The sequence below is a fragment of the Eikenella exigua genome, from assembly GCF_008805035.1.
In the GTDB taxonomy this organism is placed as follows: Bacteria; Pseudomonadota; Gammaproteobacteria; order Burkholderiales; family Neisseriaceae; genus Eikenella; species Eikenella exigua.
In genome coordinates this window covers 37,638-56,085 of sequence record NZ_CP038018.1, presented here as the reverse complement: position 1 = coordinate 56,085, position 18,448 = coordinate 37,638, and the positions used below count along the sequence as shown (strand labels likewise).

General features: G+C 59.8%; 15 protein-coding genes and 1 pseudogene. 7 read left to right on the top strand and 9 right to left on the bottom strand.

Features of this window, described 5'->3' with window-relative positions; genetic code table 11:
* The first annotated feature begins 77 nt into the window (after positions 1-77).
* Both EZJ17_RS00270 and EZJ17_RS00265 read left to right on the top strand, forming a co-directional pair.
* Positions 78-1,043: a DnaJ C-terminal domain-containing protein gene (locus EZJ17_RS00270; protein WP_067442379.1), complete on the top strand. Its 966-nt coding sequence runs from the start codon at positions 78-80 to the stop codon at positions 1,041-1,043.
* 3 nt (positions 1,044-1,046) lie between these two features.
* Entirely contained in the window at positions 1,047-1,340 is a 294-nt protein-coding gene (locus tag EZJ17_RS00265; RefSeq protein WP_023887636.1) for a chaperone modulator CbpM, read from the top strand.
* A gap of 50 nt (positions 1,341-1,390) precedes the next feature.
* On the opposite strand, the pseudogene glnE reads toward EZJ17_RS00265, so the two are convergent.
* The 3 genes and pseudogenes from glnE to EZJ17_RS00250 all read right to left on the bottom strand — a co-directional run bounded on the left by glnE (position 1,391) and on the right by EZJ17_RS00250 (position 5,116).
* Positions 1,391-4,076, bottom strand: a pseudogene (glnE, locus tag EZJ17_RS00260) (bifunctional [glutamate--ammonia ligase]-adenylyl-L-tyrosine phosphorylase/[glutamate--ammonia-ligase] adenylyltransferase).
* A gap of 122 nt (positions 4,077-4,198) precedes the next feature.
* Positions 4,199-4,648 carry an EVE domain-containing protein gene (locus EZJ17_RS00255; protein WP_067442375.1) on the bottom strand — a complete coding sequence of 150 codons (450 nt, stop codon included), beginning with the start codon at positions 4,646-4,648 and terminating at the stop codon, positions 4,199-4,201.
* Positions 4,649-4,711: 63 nt separating this feature from the next.
* Positions 4,712-5,116: a hypothetical protein gene (locus EZJ17_RS00250; RefSeq protein WP_067442373.1), complete on the bottom strand. Its 405-nt coding sequence runs from the start codon at positions 5,114-5,116 to the stop codon at positions 4,712-4,714.
* A 261-nt stretch (positions 5,117-5,377) separates the two neighbouring features.
* Here EZJ17_RS00250 and EZJ17_RS00245 point away from each other — a divergent pair, with 261 nt between their 5' ends.
* On the top strand, positions 5,378-5,776 hold the full coding sequence (locus EZJ17_RS00245; RefSeq protein WP_151085890.1) for a VOC family protein: 399 nt from the start codon (positions 5,378-5,380) through the stop codon (positions 5,774-5,776).
* A 210-nt stretch (positions 5,777-5,986) separates the two neighbouring features.
* Here the strand turns inward: EZJ17_RS00245 and EZJ17_RS00240 are convergent, their stop codons facing one another.
* The 3 genes from EZJ17_RS00240 to EZJ17_RS00230 all read right to left on the bottom strand — a co-directional run bounded on the left by EZJ17_RS00240 (position 5,987) and on the right by EZJ17_RS00230 (position 9,721).
* The gene (locus tag EZJ17_RS00240; RefSeq protein WP_067444276.1) at positions 5,987-8,014 is read right to left on the bottom strand and encodes a site-specific recombinase; all 2,028 of its coding nucleotides are present in this window, start codon (positions 8,012-8,014) and stop codon (positions 5,987-5,989) included.
* Positions 8,015-8,153: 139 nt separating this feature from the next.
* The gene (gene ftsX, locus EZJ17_RS00235; protein WP_067442367.1) at positions 8,154-9,071 is read right to left on the bottom strand and encodes a permease-like cell division protein FtsX; all 918 of its coding nucleotides are present in this window, start codon (positions 9,069-9,071) and stop codon (positions 8,154-8,156) included.
* A complete protein-coding gene (locus tag EZJ17_RS00230) occupies positions 9,068-9,721 on the bottom strand; it encodes a cell division ATP-binding protein FtsE (protein ID WP_003823759.1) in 654 nt (217 codons plus the stop codon). Before EZJ17_RS00230 ends, ftsX begins: the two co-directional genes overlap by 4 nt.
* Positions 9,722-9,886: 165 nt before the next feature.
* On the opposite strand from EZJ17_RS00230, the gene EZJ17_RS00225 reads away from it, so the two are divergent.
* The 3 genes from EZJ17_RS00225 to EZJ17_RS00215 are packed head-to-tail and all read left to right on the top strand — an operon-like array spanning position 9,887 to position 12,905.
* Positions 9,887-10,390, top strand: a complete 504-nt coding sequence (locus EZJ17_RS00225; RefSeq protein WP_067442365.1) for an adenylyltransferase/cytidyltransferase family protein — start codon at positions 9,887-9,889, stop codon at positions 10,388-10,390.
* The gene (locus tag EZJ17_RS00220) at positions 10,387-12,117 is read left to right on the top strand and encodes a biotin--[acetyl-CoA-carboxylase] ligase (protein ID WP_067442363.1); all 1,731 of its coding nucleotides are present in this window, start codon (positions 10,387-10,389) and stop codon (positions 12,115-12,117) included. The genes EZJ17_RS00225 and EZJ17_RS00220 overlap by 4 nt, the downstream gene beginning before the upstream one ends.
* Positions 12,114-12,905: an SPOR domain-containing protein gene (locus EZJ17_RS00215; RefSeq protein ID WP_067442361.1), complete on the top strand. Its 792-nt coding sequence runs from the start codon at positions 12,114-12,116 to the stop codon at positions 12,903-12,905. The genes EZJ17_RS00220 and EZJ17_RS00215 overlap by 4 nt, the downstream gene beginning before the upstream one ends.
* 278 nt (positions 12,906-13,183) lie before the next feature.
* On the opposite strand, the gene EZJ17_RS00210 is transcribed toward EZJ17_RS00215, so the two are convergent.
* On the bottom strand, positions 13,184-14,623 hold the full coding sequence (locus EZJ17_RS00210; protein WP_067442359.1) for a porin family protein: 1,440 nt from the start codon (positions 14,621-14,623) through the stop codon (positions 13,184-13,186).
* A 384-nt stretch (positions 14,624-15,007) separates the two neighbouring features.
* On the opposite strand from EZJ17_RS00210, the gene EZJ17_RS00205 reads away from it, so the two are divergent.
* Complete coding sequence (locus EZJ17_RS00205) at positions 15,008-15,811, top strand: factor H binding protein domain-containing protein (protein WP_067442357.1); 804 nt, start codon at positions 15,008-15,010, stop codon at positions 15,809-15,811.
* A 165-nt stretch (positions 15,812-15,976) separates the two neighbouring features.
* Here EZJ17_RS00205 and EZJ17_RS00200 read toward each other — a convergent pair whose 3' ends face one another.
* Together EZJ17_RS00200 and dnaJ are read right to left on the bottom strand one after the other, a co-directional pair.
* On the bottom strand, positions 15,977-16,777 hold the full coding sequence (locus EZJ17_RS00200; protein WP_067442355.1) for a class I SAM-dependent methyltransferase: 801 nt from the start codon (positions 16,775-16,777) through the stop codon (positions 15,977-15,979).
* Between the two features lie 328 nt (positions 16,778-17,105).
* Complete coding sequence (gene dnaJ, locus EZJ17_RS00195; RefSeq protein ID WP_067442353.1) at positions 17,106-18,230, bottom strand: molecular chaperone DnaJ; 1,125 nt, start codon at positions 18,228-18,230, stop codon at positions 17,106-17,108.
* Between the last annotated feature and the right edge of the window lie 218 nt (positions 18,231-18,448).

Sequence of the window (18,448 nt, the reverse complement as noted above, 5' to 3'; positions counted from 1 at the left end):
CTCTCAGCAAGCCCAGCCTCGCGTTCATCGCAAGAGGTGCCTCCTAATTTTTATCCATTCCACGGAATATCCAATATATGAGTGCCAACCAGAAAACCTACTACGACATCCTCGGCGTGGCCAAAGATGCCAGCCTGGCCGATATCAAAAAAGCCTACCGCAAGCTGGTGCGCCAATACCATCCCGACATCAGCAAAGACCCCGATGCCGACCAAAAAACTAGCGAAATCAACCTCGCCTACAACACCCTGAAAGACGAGGCCAAACGCGCCGAATACGATGAAATGCTGGCCAACCCCTTCGGCCGCGCCGGCAGCGCCCACGGCGGCGCGGGCGGTTTCGACCCCGGCCAAGACTTCGGGCAATACTACCACTTCGACAGCAGCCGCTTCGGCGAAGGCCAGCCCTTCGGCAGCGGCGACTTCCGCTTCGACGACATCTTCTCCGCCTTCGGCCACGCCGGTGCAGGCCGCCAGCGCCAAACCGGCCCCATCCCCGGCGAAGACCAGCATGCCGAACTGACGATCGACCTCGCTGCGGCCTACACCGGCGGCGAACGCTCGCTCAGCCTCGATATGCCCACCCTCGGCGCGGGCGGCCAAATGGCCTACGAGCGCAAAACCCTGCAGGTGAAAATCCCCAAAGGCATCAGCGAAGGCCAGCAAATCCGCCTGCGCGGTCAAGGCCTGCCCGGCTTCAACGGCGGCGCAAACGGCGACCTCTATTTAAAAATCCGCTTCCGCGAAAGCGACACGCTGTATGTGAAAAACCGCAAAGACGTGTACCAGCGCATCGATGTGATGCCCTGGATAGCCGCGCTCGGCGGCAAAACCGCCATCGACACGCCCGCCGGCAAACTCAATATCAACATTCCCGCCAACAGCCGCAGCGGCCAAAACCTGCGCCTCAAAGGCAAAGGCATTCCCGCCAAAGAAGCCGGCGACCTCTACCTCATCATCAACATCACCCTGCCGGAAACCATGAGCGAAGCCGACCGCGCAGCCTGGCGGCAGCTGGCCGAGCATTACGGCGTGAAAGGATAAACCATGAACCGCGAACAAGATATTCAGCTCACTTTCAACGAAATCGTGCGCGCCTGCGACGGCGATGCCGATTGGGTGGTTAATGTAATCGAGGAAGAAATCATTTCTGTGCAGGGCAGCCCACGCGAGGCCGGTTTCAGCGGCTGGCAGCTCGCCCGCATCCGCCGTGCCCGCCGTATCAGCCGCGATTTCGAAGCCAGCGTGCCCGCTACCGCGCTGATTCTGCAACTGCTGGATGAATTGGAAACCCTGCGCAAAGGCCGCTTGGAGGATTCAAACCGAGCTTTGCCGCTGTAATGTCGCTAAGTAAAAAGGCTACCTGAAACTTTCAGGTAGCCTTTTTCGTTTTAGCGAATCTCTTCGCCGAACACTTCGCGCCATAGTGCGGCCACTTGTTCGTAGTGTTCGCGCAGGGTGTCGTCCACTTGTACTGCGCCGGCGCCGTGCAGCTGCTGGCGGTGTTGCACTTGGCGGTAGTGGCGGTAGGCGGCAGCGGTGCGCGCGGCGGCATCTTGGCTGAGCAGGCCGCGGCGGGCGGCCATATCGAGCAGGGCGATGTTGCCGTAGTTTTCCAATAGTTCGGGATACTGCCGGGCATGGAGCAGCACGAAGAATTGCACGATGAATTCCACGTCCACCACGCCGCCGCGGGCGTATTTCACGTTGTCTTCGCGGGCGGGGTGGGTGGGCAGCATTTTTGCTGCGCATTTGGGCGACTTCCTGCCGCAGCGGGTTTTCTTCGCGCGGCAGGCTGAGGATTTGGCGGCGGACGGCTTCAAATTTGCGCCCCACTTCGGGGCTGCCGGCCACGAAACGGGCGCGGCTGAGGGCTTGGTGTTCCCAAATCCAGGCGTTTTCGTGCTGGTATTTGGCGAAGGCTTCGAGGCTGTGGGCTTGGAAGCCGCTGTCGCCGTTGGGGCGCAGGCGCAGGTCGGTTTGGTAGAGGCTGCCGGCGCCGGTGTTGCCGGAGAGCCAGGTGGTGAGGCGGCGGGCGTATTTGCTGTAGATGTCGGCGGCTTCGGGCGCGCTGTCGTCATACAGATACACCAAATCCAAATCGGAGCCGTAGGCCAGCTCTTTGCCGCCGAGCTTGCCGTAGCCGATGATGGCGAAGCGGGGGATGGGGCGGTGGGTTTTGGGCATGGCCTGCCATACTTGCTGCATGGTGTGTTCGAGCAGGATGTCGGCCAAGTAGGAGAGCTGGTCGCTCAGGGCTTCGAGCGGCCAGCGGCCGGCCAAATCCTGCACGGCCAGGCGGAAGGTTTGGGCGTGTTTGAAGCGGCGCAGCACGTCCATTTTGGCTTCGGGGTCGCCGGCGGCTTGGAGGCTACCTGAAAGTGCGCCGATGAATTGCGGCCAGTTGGGGTGTTCCATTAATTGGGCGGACAATAATTCGTCCAGCAGCACGGGGTGTTGCTGCAAATATTCGGCCAGCCAGGGGCTTTGCGCCATGAGCTCGGCCACTTGGGCGAGCGCGGCGGGGTATTCCTGCAAAAAGGCGAGATAGGCGGAGCGGCGGCTGATGCTGTCGAGAAAGTCGAGCAGGCGCGGCAGGGCGGCTTCGGGGCGGCTGCTTTCGGCGGCGGCGGCCACCACGCGCGGCAGCACGGCATCGAAACGCTGCTGGGCGCGGGCCGACAAATGCCGGTAGCGGCTGCTGCTGCGGATGTGCGCCAGCCGCTCGGCGGCTTCGGCTGCGTTGGCAAAGCCCAAATCGGCCAGCTGCGCCGCCCATTCGGCTGCTGCGGCATCGTCTTGCCATAGGCCGGCCAGCGGCTGTTCGGCTTCGCTGTCGTTCTCTTCGGGGCTGCTTAAGGTTTGGTTGAACTGAGCGCTTACCTGGGCGCGTTGTGCGTTGAGGCTACCTGAAAATTCTTCGTAATCGGCAAAACCCATGCTTTCGGCCAACAGCTGCTGCTGTTCGGGGTTTTCAGGTAGCGTTTGGGTTTGCTGGTCGTCCCAGTATTGCAGGCGGTGTTCGAGGCGGCGCAGGAAGCGGTAGGCTTCGAGCAGCTGGGCGGCAGCTTCGGGCGCGAGGATGCCGGCTTCGGCCAGCGCGGCCAGTGTTTCCTGCGTGCCTTTGAGCTGGAGGCTGCGGTTTTGCCCGCCGCGGATCATCTGGAACACCTGCGCGATAAATTCCACCTCGCGGATGCCGCCCGCGCCGAGCTTGATGTTGCCGGCCATGCCTTTTTTGCTCACTTCGCTGCGGATTTGGCGGTGCAGCCCGCGCAGGGCTTCGTAGGCGCCGTAGTCCAGATATTTGCGGAACACGAAGGGCTGCACCACGCTGCGGATGCCGTTGGCGTGCGGCGTGACCACGCGGCCTTTGCACCAGGCATAACGCTCCCACTCGCGCCCCTGCGCCACCAAATACTGCTCCAGTGCGGTTTCGCTCAACACCAGCGCGCCGCTGTCGCCATCGGGGCGCAGGCGCATATCGATGCGGAACACTTGGCCGTCGGCGGTGATGTCGTTCAATAGCGCAATCAGCTTCTGCCCCACCTTGGTGAAAAATTCCTGATTGCTGCGGCTGCGCCGCCCGTCGGTTTCGCCCGATTCGGGATAGACGAAAATCAAATCCAAATCAGACGACACGTTTAATTCAAACCCGCCCGCCTTGCCCATGGCCACCACGCTCAAATGCTGCGCCGCGTCGCTATAGCGGCCGATGGGCGTGCCGTAGAGCGCGGTGTAGTGCGCTTCGGCAAAAGCGAGCGCGGTGTTCACCGCAAAATCGGCCAAATGCGTGATGGAAGCCGTTACCTCCGAAAGCTCAGCCGCGCCGCACAAATCGCGCACCATAATCTGCGCGAGCACATAACGGCGCAACAGCCGCAACTGCCGCGCCAATTCGGCCTCATCCGCCGCTGCCGCGATGTCTACCCACGGCGCGAAGCCGGCCAAATCCTGCGGCTGCAAAGGCTGCGCGAGCATAGGCTGCAAACGTGCAACATCGATTTGCCCGCCATCCAGCTGGCGCGACAGCCAAAGGGAAAAACGGCGGGCGTGGGCAATCATATCGGCAGGCATGGGGATTCCTTGTGTGCGGAGGGTATAAATCAAACGGGCAGATTATAGGCTACCTGAAGCTTTCAGGTAGCCTTAGATTGAGTAGATTAAGAATGGAGGGGCAGATTCGGCATGGCTGCCAGCTAAAACAGGCTTTCCTGCCGGGTGTTGGTTTCGGGGGTTTCGGGCTGCGCCAGCATATAAGTGCGCACAAAGGTGAAGAAGTCTTCGCTGATTTCAAAATGGCCGTAGCGCAGCCGGGCGGCATATTTTTTCCATTCCGGATGAGTGCGGATAACGGCAATCGGGCATTCGCGCCGGATTTCGGCATAGGCCACGTTGCGGCGGAAGGGGATAAAGCTTGCGCTCATCTGAAACGGGTAGGCCTGGTCGTCGGTAATCTGCCCGAGAGCGGTGAAGGCTTGCAGTTTGTCGTGGCCGTCTAAGCGGATTTTCGGGCTGTAGTAGAGCAGCCAGTCGCCGCGTTGCATACGGTTGAGCGGCGCGGCTTTGCCGTGGCACACTTGGCAAAAGCCACCTGCCACGCCGCGCAGGACGTGCTCTTTGGAAACCGTGCCGATCCAGTATTTCATGGGTGTCCTTTTTCAGAAGGGTTTCAGGTAGCCTCATCGGCGGGCAGAAGGCTACCTGAAAATTTATTTTGACGGCTTGGGCAGGAATACTGATAACACGAAAGCCGCTGCCGCGCCGCAGGCAGTAAAGGCGAATCCGCCGAACATATCCATCACCAGCCACCAAATGCCCGATAGCAGCGCTCCCACAGCTGTCATGGCGGCGATGCTGGGCAGGTTGCGCTTCAGGCGCAGCAGCATAGACAAGAGGCCGGTGAGGAAGGCGGGAATGCCGCCTACCGGGTAGCTGAATAGAGTGGCAATAGGAATCAGCCGGAAAGCCTGCTGCGAATTGGGGTCGGACAGGCCGATCAGCAACAACACCGCGCCCAAGGGCGGGCCGAACAGGCTGTAAATAATCAGCACCCGCCACGAATACGGCGGTTTGGAGGCGGGGTGGTGGTTATCTGATTTGATTTCTTCAAGCATTTCTTTTCCTTGCAGGCTACCTGAAAATTATGCGGCAGTAAGCGTAGCCCGGATACTGGTATCCGACAAAACCTGCAACGCTGCCATTATTACCCGTTATCGTCATGCCTGAAATGTCGGGTTCAAGAATCCGATCTGCGGCTGCTTCGCCCAAACCTTTTTCAGGTAGCCTTTACTTGAGTGCAGGCCAGATTCTTGAATCCACCCTTCCCAATCAATTAAAATTATTGAATAGTTTCCCCATCGCAAAAGGAGTTTACCATGGTCCAACTGCAAAAAGCCCTGTCGCATGTTTCCCTCGGCACGAATCAATTCGAGCAGGCCGCCGCCTTTTATGATGCCGTACTCGCCCCGATGGGCATCCGCCGCGTGCTGGATTTGAGCGAACACCGCGCCATCGCCTATGGTCGCGCTTTCCCTGAATTCTGGATTCAGGCGCCGCACGACGGGCAGCCCGCGCAAACCGCCAACGGCGTGCACATCGCCTTTTTGGCAGAAAACAACGCACAAGTGGACGCCTTCTACGCCGCCGCCCTCACCCATGGCGCGAAGCCAGACGGCGCGCCCGGCAAACGCCCGCACTACGGCGACGCCTACTATGGCTGCTTCGTGCGCGATTTGGACGGGCACAAAATCGAAGCAATGGCTTGGAACGAATAGATTCGGCGGAGAGAGAGGCTACCTGAAATTTTCAGGTAGCCTTTTTTCTCTCGGCAGTAAGCATAGGTCGAATACCGGTATCCGACAAACCCTGCAACGCTGCCATGATTGCAACCTGTTGCCGTCATACCTGAAATGCCGGGTTCAAGAATCCGAGCTGCTGCTTCGCCCAAACCTTTTTCAGGTAGCCTTTCCCTGCCCGCTATGCCGCTATTTGCTCGGCGCAGCGGGCTTTTTCTCGGCTTCGGGCGTGTCGCTCGGCGGGAAGAACAGGCTTTTGGGTTTTTGTTTCACCAGCGAGATGGTGCTGCCGATGATTTGCAGCGGGTTGTCCAGCACGGCGTCGCGCGAGCGTAGGGCCACCCATAGGGTGATGGAGAAGCTCACCAGCAGGTTCACTGCGCCGATGAGCAGCACCATCAATAAATGGGCGGCGAAGGAGAGGAAGCCGATGTCGCCGCTCACGGCGGCGTAGCCCAGGTTGGCGGAGGAGAAGGCAACGTGGCGGATGTCGAGCGGCAGGCCGGTGAGGTGGCCGAGGTAACCGGTCATGCCGAGGAGCCAGCCGAAGCAGAAGTTGCCCATGATAGCGCCGTAGTGGTTGTGGATGTAGTCGGCCAAACGCTGCCGCCAGGCGGCGGGCAGGATGCGTTTGAGCAGGGGGTGTTCGCGTAGGCGCAGTTTGAGGTTGAGGTAGTCGGCGCGGTTGTCGAAGAAGCCGGCTATGATGCCGGAGCAAAACAGCCACACGCCGGCGATGGCGGCAAACAAGAGCGCGGGGGTGCTGAACACGGCGAGGGATTTGAGCTGGTAGGCAGTAGTGGTCGTATCCAGCAGGGGGCTGCCGAAATGGTGGGCGAAGGCGTGGCTGATGAAAACGGCAAGCAGCACAGACACGATGACGTTGCCAAACACGGCCACGCCCTGCGAGCGGATTACGTCAATCAATAACTGGGCGAGCTTCTGGTTCACAGCGCGGCCGCTGCTGCTGCGTTCCACGGCTTGGGCGAAGCGGGCAGCGGTCATGGCGGGCTGTTTGGTAGCCACGGTGAAGTGCAGCATGTGGATGAGCACGAAGCCGATGCCGTAGTTGAGGCTGGCGAGCACGGCGTGGTAGAGGTGGCCGCCGGGCAGGCTGCCGATGTGGATTTTGAGCAGCGCCATCAGGGCGATGAGCATGCCGCCGCCGGCTGCAGAGCGCAGCATGCCCCAGTATTCGCTGCGGTTGCGGGTGATGTAGTGTTCGCCGTGGCGGCTGGAGTTTTGGCTGATGCTGCGGGCGAGCATTTTCACGTTGCTGCGCCACAAGGGCATGATACGCCGCTGCGCCACCACGGCCACGGCGATTTCGTTGGCCAGGAGCAGGGTGCGCAACAGGCTTTGGGTGCGGGTGCGCGCGGCAAACAGCGCCATGAGCCGTTCCATGCGGGTGAGGGTTTGCTGGAGGCGTTGCAACAGGTGCGCCACGGCCATGGAAGAGCCGGCGCCAGCGCCGGTGCCTTTGCGTTGCAGGCGGTCGATGAGGGTGCGGCATTGCGCCAGCATCACGTTTAAATGGCCGGCATCGTAGGTGGTGCGGGAGCCGGGCTGGCGGCTGCGTTGGAAGTCGAGCCAGTCGGACACTTCGCGCATGAGGCCAACGAAGGGCGAATCCACATCCAGCAGCCTGGGCTCGAGGCGGATGAGGTCGTGATCGAGGTCTTCGGCGGCCACCCATATGGAGAGCATTTCCACGGCATACAGGCTTTCGTCGCGCAGGTGGCGGCCGCACATTTCGCGAACGGCGGGCTCGGTTTGCCGTTGGATGGTGCTGAGGAGGCGCAGCCAGGCGGAAAGCGGGATGGCGGCGAGCCATTCGCCGTCGTTGCTGCCGCAAAACAGCAGCGCGAGCACGTCGCGCAGGTCGTTGCAGTCTTTGTAGGCGGGATTGATGTGCTCGTAGAGGCGGTGGCGGAATTCGTGGCCGAAGCCGGAGCGGGAGAAGATGCCGATGGTGATCAGGGTGGGATACACGCGCACGCTGGAGAGCCAGCGGCATAACAGGGTGGCGATGGTTTTGCCTTCGCCGCCCTCTTGCCGCAAATGGCGGCACAAGATGCCTAAACGCACCGGCGCACCCGCCGCGCTGCCCTGCCGCAGCCAAGTCGCCACTGTCTGCAACACGCGCAGCGCATTGCCTTCGGCGGCGGCGCGGCTGATGGTTTCAGGTAGCGTGTGTTGGGGTTTGCGTGTGAACATGGGCTTCCTTTTTGTTGCTCCGGCCAGAGTCGGCAGCGGATGTGCGAAAAACTGCGGCCACCTTTTCAGGTAGCCTTTATCGGTATGGCATCAGGCTACCTGAAAAATGTTTTTAGAGCTTTCAGCTAGCCTGTGGCTATTAATGGCTCTTGGCTTTGAATTCTTGCAAATGCCGGCTGCCGGCCAGCCAGGCGCCGGCCATGCCCAGGCCGCACACCACGGCGATAATCACGGCCATTTCCCAGCCGTGGAAGAAGCGCCAGTCTAAGTTCAGGCCGTAGGGGCTGAAAATTCGGTCTACCAGCGGGCGGGTACTGCGCATCAGCCAGCTGCACAGCACCAGGCTCAAGGCGGAAGACAGCACGCCCTGCCATAAGGCCTGATAGAGGAAGGGGCGGCGGATGAAGGAAGCGGGCGCGCCCAACAGCTTGGTGATTTCTATTTCTTCGCGCCGGCTGAGAATTTGCAGGCGGCTGGTGTTATACGCCACCAACACCAGCGCCGCGCCCAGCGTGATCACTAAGAAGCGGAACACCTGATGCACGAATTCGTTGATTTGGAACAGGGTTTGCATCCATTCGGCATCCATCTGCACGCTCTCGGCCTTGGGCAGCGCGGCCAAATCGGCCCGCAGGGCGGTTTGCTCTTCGGGGGTGGCGCCGTCTTTGGGCGTGATCACGAAGGCATCGGGCAGCGGGTTGGCATCGAGCATCGACACCAAATCCTGCCCCTGAAACGCCTGCTGCAGCTCGGCCATGCCCTGCTGTTTGCTCACGTATTCGGCTTTTTCGATGCGGCTGTCTTCCGCCAGCTTGGCGCGGATGGCGGCGATGTCGGCCTCGGCGGCTTCGAGCGTGAGGTAGATTGTCATCTGCGGGGCTTGGTTGAGCCGACCGAGCACTTCGGCGCTGCTTTGCACGCCCAAATAGAGCATCAGCGGCAAGGTCATAGCGGCGGCCAGCATCAGCAGCACCATCAATGTGCCCAAGGGCTGGCGCACGAGGCGGGCAAAGGCCTGGCAGGCGGCTTCCAGATGCAGTGAGAGATAGTGTTTCATGCGGCAAACCTGCCTTCCTGCAAACGCAAAATGCGGTGGCCGTAGTCGGCCATCAGGGTTTCGTCGTGGGCGGCCACGATGACGGTGGTGCCGGCTTCGTGGAAGGTTTTGAAGAGCTCCATAATATCGAGCGCGTAGGCGCGGTCGAGGTTGGCGGAGGGCTCGTCGGCAATCAGGAGGCCGGGCTGGTGAACCACGGCGCGGGCAATGCACAGGCGCTGCTGCTCGCCGCCGGACAGGGTAATCGGATCGGCCGTTTCACGCCCGCCCAAACCCACTTTTTCAATGGCGATGCGGGCGCGTTTTTCGGCAGTTGCGCGGTCGTAGCCGATGATGCGCAGCGGCAGCAATACGTTTTGCAGCACGTTGCGGTCGAACAGGATTTTGTGGTCTTGAAACACCAGGCCGATGTGTTGGCGCAGATAGCCCAGGCGGCTGTCGTTGAGCGTGCCGAGGTCTTGGTTGTTCATCCACACTTTGCCGGAGGTGGGCTTAGTGATGCCGGCAATCAGCTTGAGTACGGTGGATTTGCCCGCGCCGGAATGCCCGGCCACGAAAATCATCTCGCCCTTGCTGATTTTGAAGCTGACGTTTTGCAGGGCGTGAAAACCGCCGGGATAGGTTTTGGAAACTTGTTCGAAACGGATCATGATGTGAGGTTTGGAGTGAATGGGTTTCAGGTAGCCTTTTGGGAAACGCCGTTTGAGGCTACCTGAAAACAGCCTGCAGATTATACGGCAATTCCCGCCCGCCCAACACCAAGCGGCGGCGCAGAAATGGTATCATCCGCACTTTATTATCTTGGAAGAGCTGCCATGACTGCCTGGCCCACCCCCGATTTCGAACGCAAAATCTGCCCGCCCGAGGCACTGGCCGGGAAATTGGCCGGGCTGCCGCGCCCATTGGTGTTCACCAACGGCTGCTTCGACATCCTGCACCGCGGCCACGTTACCTACCTCGCCCAAGCCCGCGCGCTTGGCGCGGCGATGGTGCTCGCGCTCAATACCGACGCTTCCGTGCGCCGGCTGGGCAAAGGCAGCGACCGCCCCATCAACCCGCTGGCCAACCGCGCCGCCGTGGCCGCCTCGCTGGCGAGCGTGGATTTGGTTACCTGGTTCAACAGCGACACCCCGGCCGAACTCATCGAATTGGTGCGCCCCGATATCTTGGTGAAAGGCGGCGACTGGCTACCTGAAAACATCGTCGGTGCCGCCGAAACCCTGGCGCGCGGCGGCAAAGTGTATTCCATCCCCTTCCTGCACCAAACCTCCACCACCCAAACCCTGGCCAAAATCCGTGCCGCGGAGCAAGGCTCATGATGCAGGCCGTACACTGGCAGCTGCTGGCCGCCTTGGCAGACGGCCGGCCGCACCACGTTACCGAGTTGGCGCGCCGCATCGGCCGCAAGCCGCCGCAGCTCAACGCGCTCTGGCAGCAAGTGCCGCCGCACATCCGCGGCTTGCTGCGCCAGCAAGACGGCCGCTGGCGGCTGGTGCGACCCTTGGCAATTTTGGATAACGCTATTTTGCAACAGCAGGCTGCAGCCGCCGGCTGGCAGGCCGAACTGCTGCACGAGCACCCTTCCAGCAACAGCTACCTCATCGCACAAGCCAAATCCGGCAGCCCTATCCACCGCCGCATCGCGTTTGTACACGATCAAACCCAAGGCCGCGGCCGCCAGGGGCGCAGCTGGCAGAGCCGCATCGGCGAATGCCTGATGTTCAGCGCCGGCTGGTGCTTTTCCCGCCCGCCCGCCGAACTGGGCGGCCTCACGCTCTCCGCTGTGCTGGCCTGCTGCCGCGTGTTGCGTGATTTGGGTGTGCCCGCGCAGATTAAATGGCCGAACGATTTGGTAATCGGCGGTGAGAAGCTTGGCGGCATCCTCACCGAAACCGTACGCTACAACGGCCAAACCGCTGTCGTGATCGGCATCGGCATCAATTTCGTGCAGCCCAAGGCCGTGGCCGATGCAGAAGCCGTGCAGGGCAGCGCGCCCCACATCGCCGTGAGCCGTCTCACCGAACGCCTGCTGCCCGAGCTGGCGAGCACTTTCGAGCAGTTCGACCGCGAAGGCCTCACCCCCTTCCTCTCGGGTTACCATGCCTGCCACCGCGACCAAAACCAGCCCGTGCGCCTGCTGCGCGATGGGCAAAACCTGCTGCAAGGCACGGCCTTGGGCGTGGATGAGGGCGGTGCGCTGCGGATTCTCGACGCCGAAGGCACGGAGCACCATGTGGTGAGCGGCGAAATCAGCCTGCGCCCGCTGCACAATCAAAATGCCACAGCGTCCGATGATAAACAGGGCAAAATGCTGCTGCTCGATGCCGGCAACAGCAAGCTCAAATGGGCATGGGTGGAAAACAGCCGCATCACGGCGTCAGACAAAGCGGCCTATTGGAATCTCGAGCCGCTTGCCCACAGCTGGCAGCAGCACGGCGGCGAAAACGTGCGCATCATCGGCTCGGCAGTGTGCGGTGAAGCCAAACAGCAAGCCGTGGCCGAACAACTTGGCCGCGAGCCGGAATGGCTCAGCTCCATGCCGCAGGCTTTGGGCATCCGTAACCACTACCGCCGCGTGAGCGAGCACGGTGCCGACCGCTGGTTCAACATCCTCGGCAGCCGCCTTTTCACCGAGCACGCCTGCGTGGTGGTGAGCTGCGGCACCGCCGTAACCATCGACGCCCTCACCGCCAACAATCACTACTTGGGCGGCAGCATCATGCCCGGCTTCAACTTGATGAAAGAGGCGATGGCGCAACACACCGCCAATCTCAATCGCCCCGCCGGCCGCGCCTACCCCTTCGGCACCACCACCGCCAACGCCATAGCCGGCGGCATGCTCGATGCCATATGCGGCGCGGTTTTGCTGATGCACACCCGCCTGCAGCAGAAACACCCTGGCCAAACCGTGGCCGTGATTATCACCGGCGGCGGCGCTGCCAAAGTAAAACAAGGGCTACCTGAACAATTTGCTTTGGACAACCCCATTCAAATTGTGGATAATCTCGTGCTTCACGGATTACTCAACTGGGCTGCACAAACATGAAGTGGCTGTTTGCTGTTTTGGTGGCATTAAACATCATCGTCTTCGGCGGGATGCTGGTAACGCGTATGGCGCAACAACAGCAGCCCGCGCCCGTTGTGCAGCCGCAACAGCCGCAGCCCACCACCGTAGTGGTGCACGCCGCGCCCGCCCAGCACGCTGCACCGCAGCAAACGGCCACACCCGTGCTGCCGGTGGACGCAGGCCGCCCCCGCACCGCACCTGCCGCCCCCGGCCGTTCCAACACCCCGGCTAAACCCGCCGGCGAAGCCCAGTCCAAGCCCACCCCCGAAAGCGGTATCCGCGCGCCCAACACCGCCTGCACCGCCGTGGCCGTGTTGCCGGAAGACGACTACCACCGCATTAAAGGCCTGCTCGCCCGCTGGCCGCACGCCGCCACCCGCGTGGTGGAGCGCCGCCGCGATTCCGGCCGTCCGCAGCGCGGCAGCGAACGCTACCAAGTGAGCGTAACCATCGAAGGCGACGTGCAGGAATTCACCGCCAAAGTGCGCTCGCAGGGCTTCCGCAATGCCAGCGTCGCCGGCGGCCGTATGAGCCTCGGTTCGTTCAGCAGCGAACAGCAGGCCGAGCAAACCGCCGCCAGAGCCCGCCAAGCTGGCCTCAATCCGCAAATCATCCGCACCGGCTCAAGCGGCGGCGAACAATCTGCCGAATTGGGCGAATCCAAAATGCAGATAACGTTTATGAACGTAGACGATAACGCTGCCGCCGGCATCAGCAGCGTTATCAGCCGCTACTCCCACCTACGCCGCGCCCCTTGTCGTAGATAAACGATTTGAGCGAATAAGCAAAAGGCTACCTGAAATTTCAGGTAGCCTTTAAGCATATTGGCAACTAGGACAGCATAGATACGCAAATCAGACCCATAAAGCTCAATCGAACAATGCGAGTTGCTGCGAAGCTAAATTCAAAAGGCGCGAAATTTAAAATATTGGCCTAACAATGCTGAGCTGCAATAGCTGCGCGGTAAAGCAACGTTGCCCCGCGCCGCCGTTTTGAGGCTACCTGAAATTTTTCAGGTAGCCTTTCCCATCACCGCCCTGCCCTGCTAAAACGAACGTCCAAACTGGATAAACACGTTGCCTTTGCGGTAGGGGTAGAAGAAGTGGCTGCTGTTTACGCGCTGCCAGGTGGCCACCAGCTGCGGGGTAATGCCGGCGAACTGGAGCTTGCGGTGAGAGAGCGAGAGGCTGGCGGTAAGCTCGTGGTCACGGCGAGTGATGCGGAATAGGTCGGGGGCGTCGTAGCTGCGGTGGCCGGCGCTGATTTGGGCGGAGGTGGTGAGCCCCCAGCCCCATTGTTGCGTCCAGCCTAGGCGCAGGCCTTTGCGGGTATAGGATTCGCTGTTGTCGACGGCGGTTTTACGCAGCCAATCGAGGCCGAAGCTGAAATATTGGGTGTGACGGCGCACGAAAAGCCAGGTGCCGGAAGCGGTGTAGCTGTCGCCGTCGAGCCAGCGGCGGCGGTCGTGGCGCTGCTCGCCGATTTCTAACGCGCTCAATATTTTATGGCGCGGGGTGAGCCAATATTGCCATTCGGCGCGCACGCCGACTTCGCGCGAGTATTTGTGTGTGCCATACCAGCGGCGTTCGTAATAGGGGGTAACGGCGGCTTCGACACGGGCGGTTTTATAGGCGGGGCCGCTGCTGAAGCGGGCGATTTGGTCGTCGTATTTGTGGTTGTTCCAATAGAATTTGCCGTAGTCGTCGAGGCTGAGCCGCCAGTAGAGGTTGCCGTGTACGTTCCAGTCGCGATCGGCGTTGAGGCGGTAGGCGAAGCCTTGGGCGGATTCAGGCTCGGGCAGCGTCCACACACCGCGCGGGGTGCGGATTTCGCGCTCGCGGCCGGCGTTGTTTACATTGCTGTCGCTGATAAAGTTTACGCTGCCGCCGAAGCTCCAGCGGTCGCGTTTGCGCAGGGCTTCGAGGTATTGCCCGGCAATCTGTTGCAGCTCGGGCGCGAGATTGGGGGTTTGGCGGAAATGTTCGAACTCTTGCCGCGCATCTTTGTCGGCACGGTTTTCAAACAGGCTCTGCGCCAGCGAAAGGCGCACGGGTGGGATGTCGGGGTCGGCTGCTAATACGGCGCGGTAGAGGCCGATGGCGTGTTGGTAGTCGCCCTCAGCGCGAGCAATCAGCGCCTGTGCCAAAGCCACCAGCAGCGCATCGTGCGGCCCGGGCAGTTCAAGATAAATCGGCAGCAACAGCGCCGCGCCTTCGGCATTGTGGGTGAGCACGGCATAGCTGAGCGCCTGTTGCAGCATCTCGGGGCGTTGCAGCAGCTCTTCGCGGCTCATTTGCAGGCGCCTGTCGGGCGGCGCGGCGGGTGTGGGCGGGGTTTCCGCCTGCGGCGCGGCAGCAGGTGTGATGTCGAAACCGGTATCTGGCTCGGTTGCCAGCCTATCTTCCGGCGGTGCGGCTAAGGCCACCTGAAAAGGCAACAGCAGCAGGCAGGCAACCACCAGCCAAGGCTTTCTCTGTATGCTCATTAAACGCTTTCCTTGAGGCAAATCCATAAAACGGGCGGATTATAGCGGATTCAGTATGCCCACCAAACCTAAACCAACATTCGTAAAACACAGAAAACTATAACGATTACACTCTTCCACAGTAGGTTTTGTAGAAAAAATGGCGAATTTCCATTCTGTTTTCAAGCAGGTTAGCTGCTTTATCTCAACCATTCACGTCCTCTTTAATGCACTTTATATCCAAAAAAAGAACATAACTTTTATTGCCAAAATTAACCAACAAGCTTGTCGCTATCACGCTATAAATTCCAAATATTTTAATATTCACCCATATTTCCTACCAAGAGGCGTGCTATACTGTCTCTGCTTTAAGCAGTGTTCCCTGAAAAATGAAAGGATTTCGCCATGAAAAAACATCACACTCTTTACATCATGATTACAGCCCTCGCTTTGGGAGGCTGCGGCAGCGCCGGCAACTCGCTGGCCAATGCGATTACCGACCCGTTTACACCAAAGCCGCACGGTAAACCTTCTCTTGCGATTAACGACCAGAACGGTAACGGATTGTTGCGAACTGGTAATAATATGGTGGCAGACACAATCAATATTGACGGTCGGGATTATAGGAATAACAGCACGTTGGATATCGGCCATAACTGGCAAAACAGGCTAACCGGTTTTCACTATGTACTGAAAGATAACGGTCGTAGTTTGGAAGACGGCCAATTAGAGATGTACAAACGTTCTTATAGCGCTATCGTTGGTGCGCACGTTAGAAACCGCTATGCTCCAGATGGCACGGCGACAAGAGCAAACGAATTCCAGATCAGAAGCATCCAAGGCACGCTTACTCAAGAAAACCAACTGCCAACCACCGGTACCGTTCGTTATCAAGGCCATGCTTTCGCCGGCTCGGATGAACGCAACGGCAGGTTGGATTACAGCATCAATTACGGCGGTCGTACGGGCTCCGGCCGAATTACCGGCCTGCCGGATTTCGGCGACATCACCCTGCGCACCGGTAATTTAGACCGCCATAATTCCAACATTGCCGGCGTTGCCGAATCCCAACGCCGAGGAAACGGCAATTACCATCTCAATATCTTCGGCCCGAATGCCAACGAAATCGCTGGTAAAGCACATAACTTTACCACCCCTCCCGGCAGTGTTAATCGGGAAGTCGGCTTCTCTGGCAGTCGTGTGAATTAACCCTGCTTAAAGCGATAGCTGAAAAGTTTTGCTCATGCGTTTTTTCTCGGTTTCCCAACAAAAACGCGCCAACCCATAACGGCAAAACACAGCCATCGCAAATTGCAAAAGGCTACCTGAAAACTTTCAGGTAGCCTTTCCTACATCTGACATAGCACAAGGCATTCAACTGTTTTGCACTCCTACAGCACCCGGGCTGACGGCATCGACAGCTTTGCAGCTGTGCACAGCAATATAGCCCATGGTTTTGGCCGGGTCGTTGAAGGTGCGGTACATCCGTTTGAAGGCGGCGCGGTTTTCGGCTTTGAGCGCGTTTTTCACGATTTGGAAGGCGCGCCGCCAGCCTTCGTCGTAAATCAGGCCTTTGGGCGAAAGCAGGGTCATGCCGCCGCTGATGGTGGTGATGTTGCTGAAGCCACTGCGGTGGAAAAGATCGGTCCAGGCGCTTTCAGTGAGCGGGGTAACTTTCACTTGGATGGTGTCACGCAGGCGTTCCACGGCTTCTTCGGTGTTGTGCTCGCTCACCACCACATCGTGCGTGAGCAACACGCCGCCAGGTTTGAGCACGCGGAAGTATTCGGCCACGGCCATTTCTTTGTTGGCCAGCGGCAGCATGGTGAGCATGGCTTCGTTGATGACGACATCGAAGCTGTTGTCGGGGAAGGGCAGCTCGGTGGCGTTGGCGTGCTGCACCTGCACCAGGTGTTCCAGCCCGGCGACACGGATGTTTTGCCGGGCTTTCTCCAGCGCGTTTTCGTCCAAATCCACGCCGGTGATGTGGCAGCCGAAGCGCTGCGCCAGCCCCACGGCGGTGGTGCCCATATTGCAGGCCACTTCCAGCACCTGCGTATCGGGGGCGAAGCGGGTTTGGTTGATCAGCCATTCGGTAGCGAAACGGCCGCCGGGGCGCAGGCGGGTTTTGCCGAGGCGGGCGAGGAAATGATGGCCGGTTTGGTCTTTCTTCATAAGATTCTCCTATGCGGATGCGGTGAGCGGGGCTGCCGCGCCAAAGGGCTTGCGTGTGTCATGACCACGCAAATGATTTCCGAAAGGCTACCTGAAAAACAGGCGGCGGTTTCAGCCACACGCGCTGATGCGGTGCGGCTGGCGGCAGTTTGGGAAAACGGAAAAGTGGCTTGAAGCGCCGATGAATGATGGTGTTGTTTTATGTGGCGCGGGGTGGTTATACTGCAAAAACGTGCTCGCGGCAAGCGGCTGGCTACCTGAATAAAGAAAGGCTACCTGAAACGCCCTATCGGGTTTCAGGTAGCCTTTTGTGCGTTTGGCTGCCGCCTTAGTCGAACAAATCGTTTTTCAAATCGCGCAGTTTGTCCATAAACGATTTCTGGCGCGGGGTTTGGGCGCGGTCGAGGCCGGTGGAAATTTTTTCAAACTCTTCCAGCAATTCGCGCTGGCGCTCGGTGAGGTTGACCGGGGTTTCCACCACGATGTGGCAATACAGATCGCCAATAGAGGAAGAACGCAGCGATTTCATGCCCTTGCCTTTCACGCGCATGCGGCGGCCGGTTTGGGTTTCTTTCGGAATATTCAGCTTCACGCGGCCGTTGAGCGTGGGCACTTCCACTTCGCCGCCCAGCGCGGCGATGGTGAAGCTCACGGGCAATTCGCAATGCAGATCCAGCCCGTTGCGCTCGAAGATTTCGTGGCGGCGGATGTGCACCACCACATACAAATCGCCGGCGGGCGCGCCGTGCGAGCCGGGCTCGCCCTCGCCGGAGAGGCGGATGGGCTGCTCGTTCTCGATGCCGGCGGGGATGTTCACATCCAGAGTTTTGCGGCTCTTCACGCGGCCTGCACCGTGGCATTTAACGCACGGCTCTTTGATTTCACGGCCGGAGCCGCCGCAGGTGGGGCAGGTTTGCTGCAATTGGAAAATGGCCTGGCGCACGTGCACCACGCCGGAACCGTGGCAGGTGGAACAGGTGGTGGCAGAGGTGCCGGGTTTGGCACCGGAGCCGTGGCAGATGTCGCACTCTTCGTGCGAAGGGATGGTGATGCGTTTTTTGCTGCCGGCTGCGGCTTCTTCCAGCGTGATTTCAATATCGTAGCGCAGGTCTTTGCCTTGGAAGTTCTGCTGGCGCGCACCACCCCCGCTGCCAAACATCTGGCTGAAAATATCGCCGAAATCGAAGCCGGCTGCGCCGCCGAAACCACCGAAACCGCCGGCATTGCCGTCTACGCCGGCCTGGCCGAATTGGTCGTAGTGGCTGCGTTTTTCGCGGTCGGAAAGGATTTCGTAGGCTTTTTGGATGATTTTGAATTTCTCTTCCGCTTCCTTATTATCGGGGTTGCGGTCGGGATGGTATTTCATCGCCAGCTTGCGGTAGGCCTTTTTGATTTCGTCATCGGAAGCATCGCGGGAGACGCCGAGGGTTTGATAATAGTCTTGATCGCTCATGGTTGCTAATGGGTAAATAAACGGTTTGCCGCGCAAGATTAGGGCAGGAGCGGGAAAAACAAGCTCTATGGCAGATTAACTTTGCTTCCACCCGCCGGCGTTGCAGCGTGTGAATCCGCTGCACCACCCCGCCCGCACAAATTCACCCGTTTTAGCTATCGCGGGAAACGGGATTTTCAGGTAGCCTTAGCGGCTTCCGCAGCTATGTAAAGAAAAGA

Excerpts from the sequence above, each read along its gene's own strand:
- EZJ17_RS00270 (WP_067442379.1), top strand. The coding sequence starts at position 78 with ATGAGTGCCAACCAGAAAACCTACTACGACATCCTCGGCGTGGCCAAA.
- EZJ17_RS00265 (WP_023887636.1), top strand. The coding sequence starts at position 1,047 with ATGAACCGCGAACAAGATATTCAGCTCACTTTCAACGAAATCGTGCGC.
- EZJ17_RS00255 (WP_067442375.1), bottom strand. The coding sequence starts at position 4,648 with ATGAAATACTGGATCGGCACGGTTTCCAAAGAGCACGTCCTGCGCGGC.
- EZJ17_RS00250 (WP_067442373.1), bottom strand. The coding sequence starts at position 5,116 with ATGCTTGAAGAAATCAAATCAGATAACCACCACCCCGCCTCCAAACCG.
- EZJ17_RS00245 (WP_151085890.1), top strand. The coding sequence starts at position 5,378 with ATGGTCCAACTGCAAAAAGCCCTGTCGCATGTTTCCCTCGGCACGAAT.
- EZJ17_RS00240 (WP_067444276.1), bottom strand. The coding sequence starts at position 8,014 with ATGTTCACACGCAAACCCCAACACACGCTACCTGAAACCATCAGCCGC.
- ftsX (WP_067442367.1), bottom strand. The coding sequence starts at position 9,071 with ATGAAACACTATCTCTCACTGCATCTGGAAGCCGCCTGCCAGGCCTTT.
- EZJ17_RS00230 (WP_003823759.1), bottom strand. The coding sequence starts at position 9,721 with ATGATCCGTTTCGAACAAGTTTCCAAAACCTATCCCGGCGGTTTTCAC.
- EZJ17_RS00225 (WP_067442365.1), top strand. The coding sequence starts at position 9,887 with ATGACTGCCTGGCCCACCCCCGATTTCGAACGCAAAATCTGCCCGCCC.
- EZJ17_RS00220 (WP_067442363.1), top strand. The coding sequence starts at position 10,387 with ATGATGCAGGCCGTACACTGGCAGCTGCTGGCCGCCTTGGCAGACGGC.
- EZJ17_RS00215 (WP_067442361.1), top strand. The coding sequence starts at position 12,114 with ATGAAGTGGCTGTTTGCTGTTTTGGTGGCATTAAACATCATCGTCTTC.
- EZJ17_RS00210 (WP_067442359.1), bottom strand. The coding sequence starts at position 14,623 with ATGAGCATACAGAGAAAGCCTTGGCTGGTGGTTGCCTGCCTGCTGCTG.
- EZJ17_RS00205 (WP_067442357.1), top strand. The coding sequence starts at position 15,008 with ATGAAAAAACATCACACTCTTTACATCATGATTACAGCCCTCGCTTTG.
- EZJ17_RS00200 (WP_067442355.1), bottom strand. The coding sequence starts at position 16,777 with ATGAAGAAAGACCAAACCGGCCATCATTTCCTCGCCCGCCTCGGCAAA.
- dnaJ (WP_067442353.1), bottom strand. The coding sequence starts at position 18,230 with ATGAGCGATCAAGACTATTATCAAACCCTCGGCGTCTCCCGCGATGCT.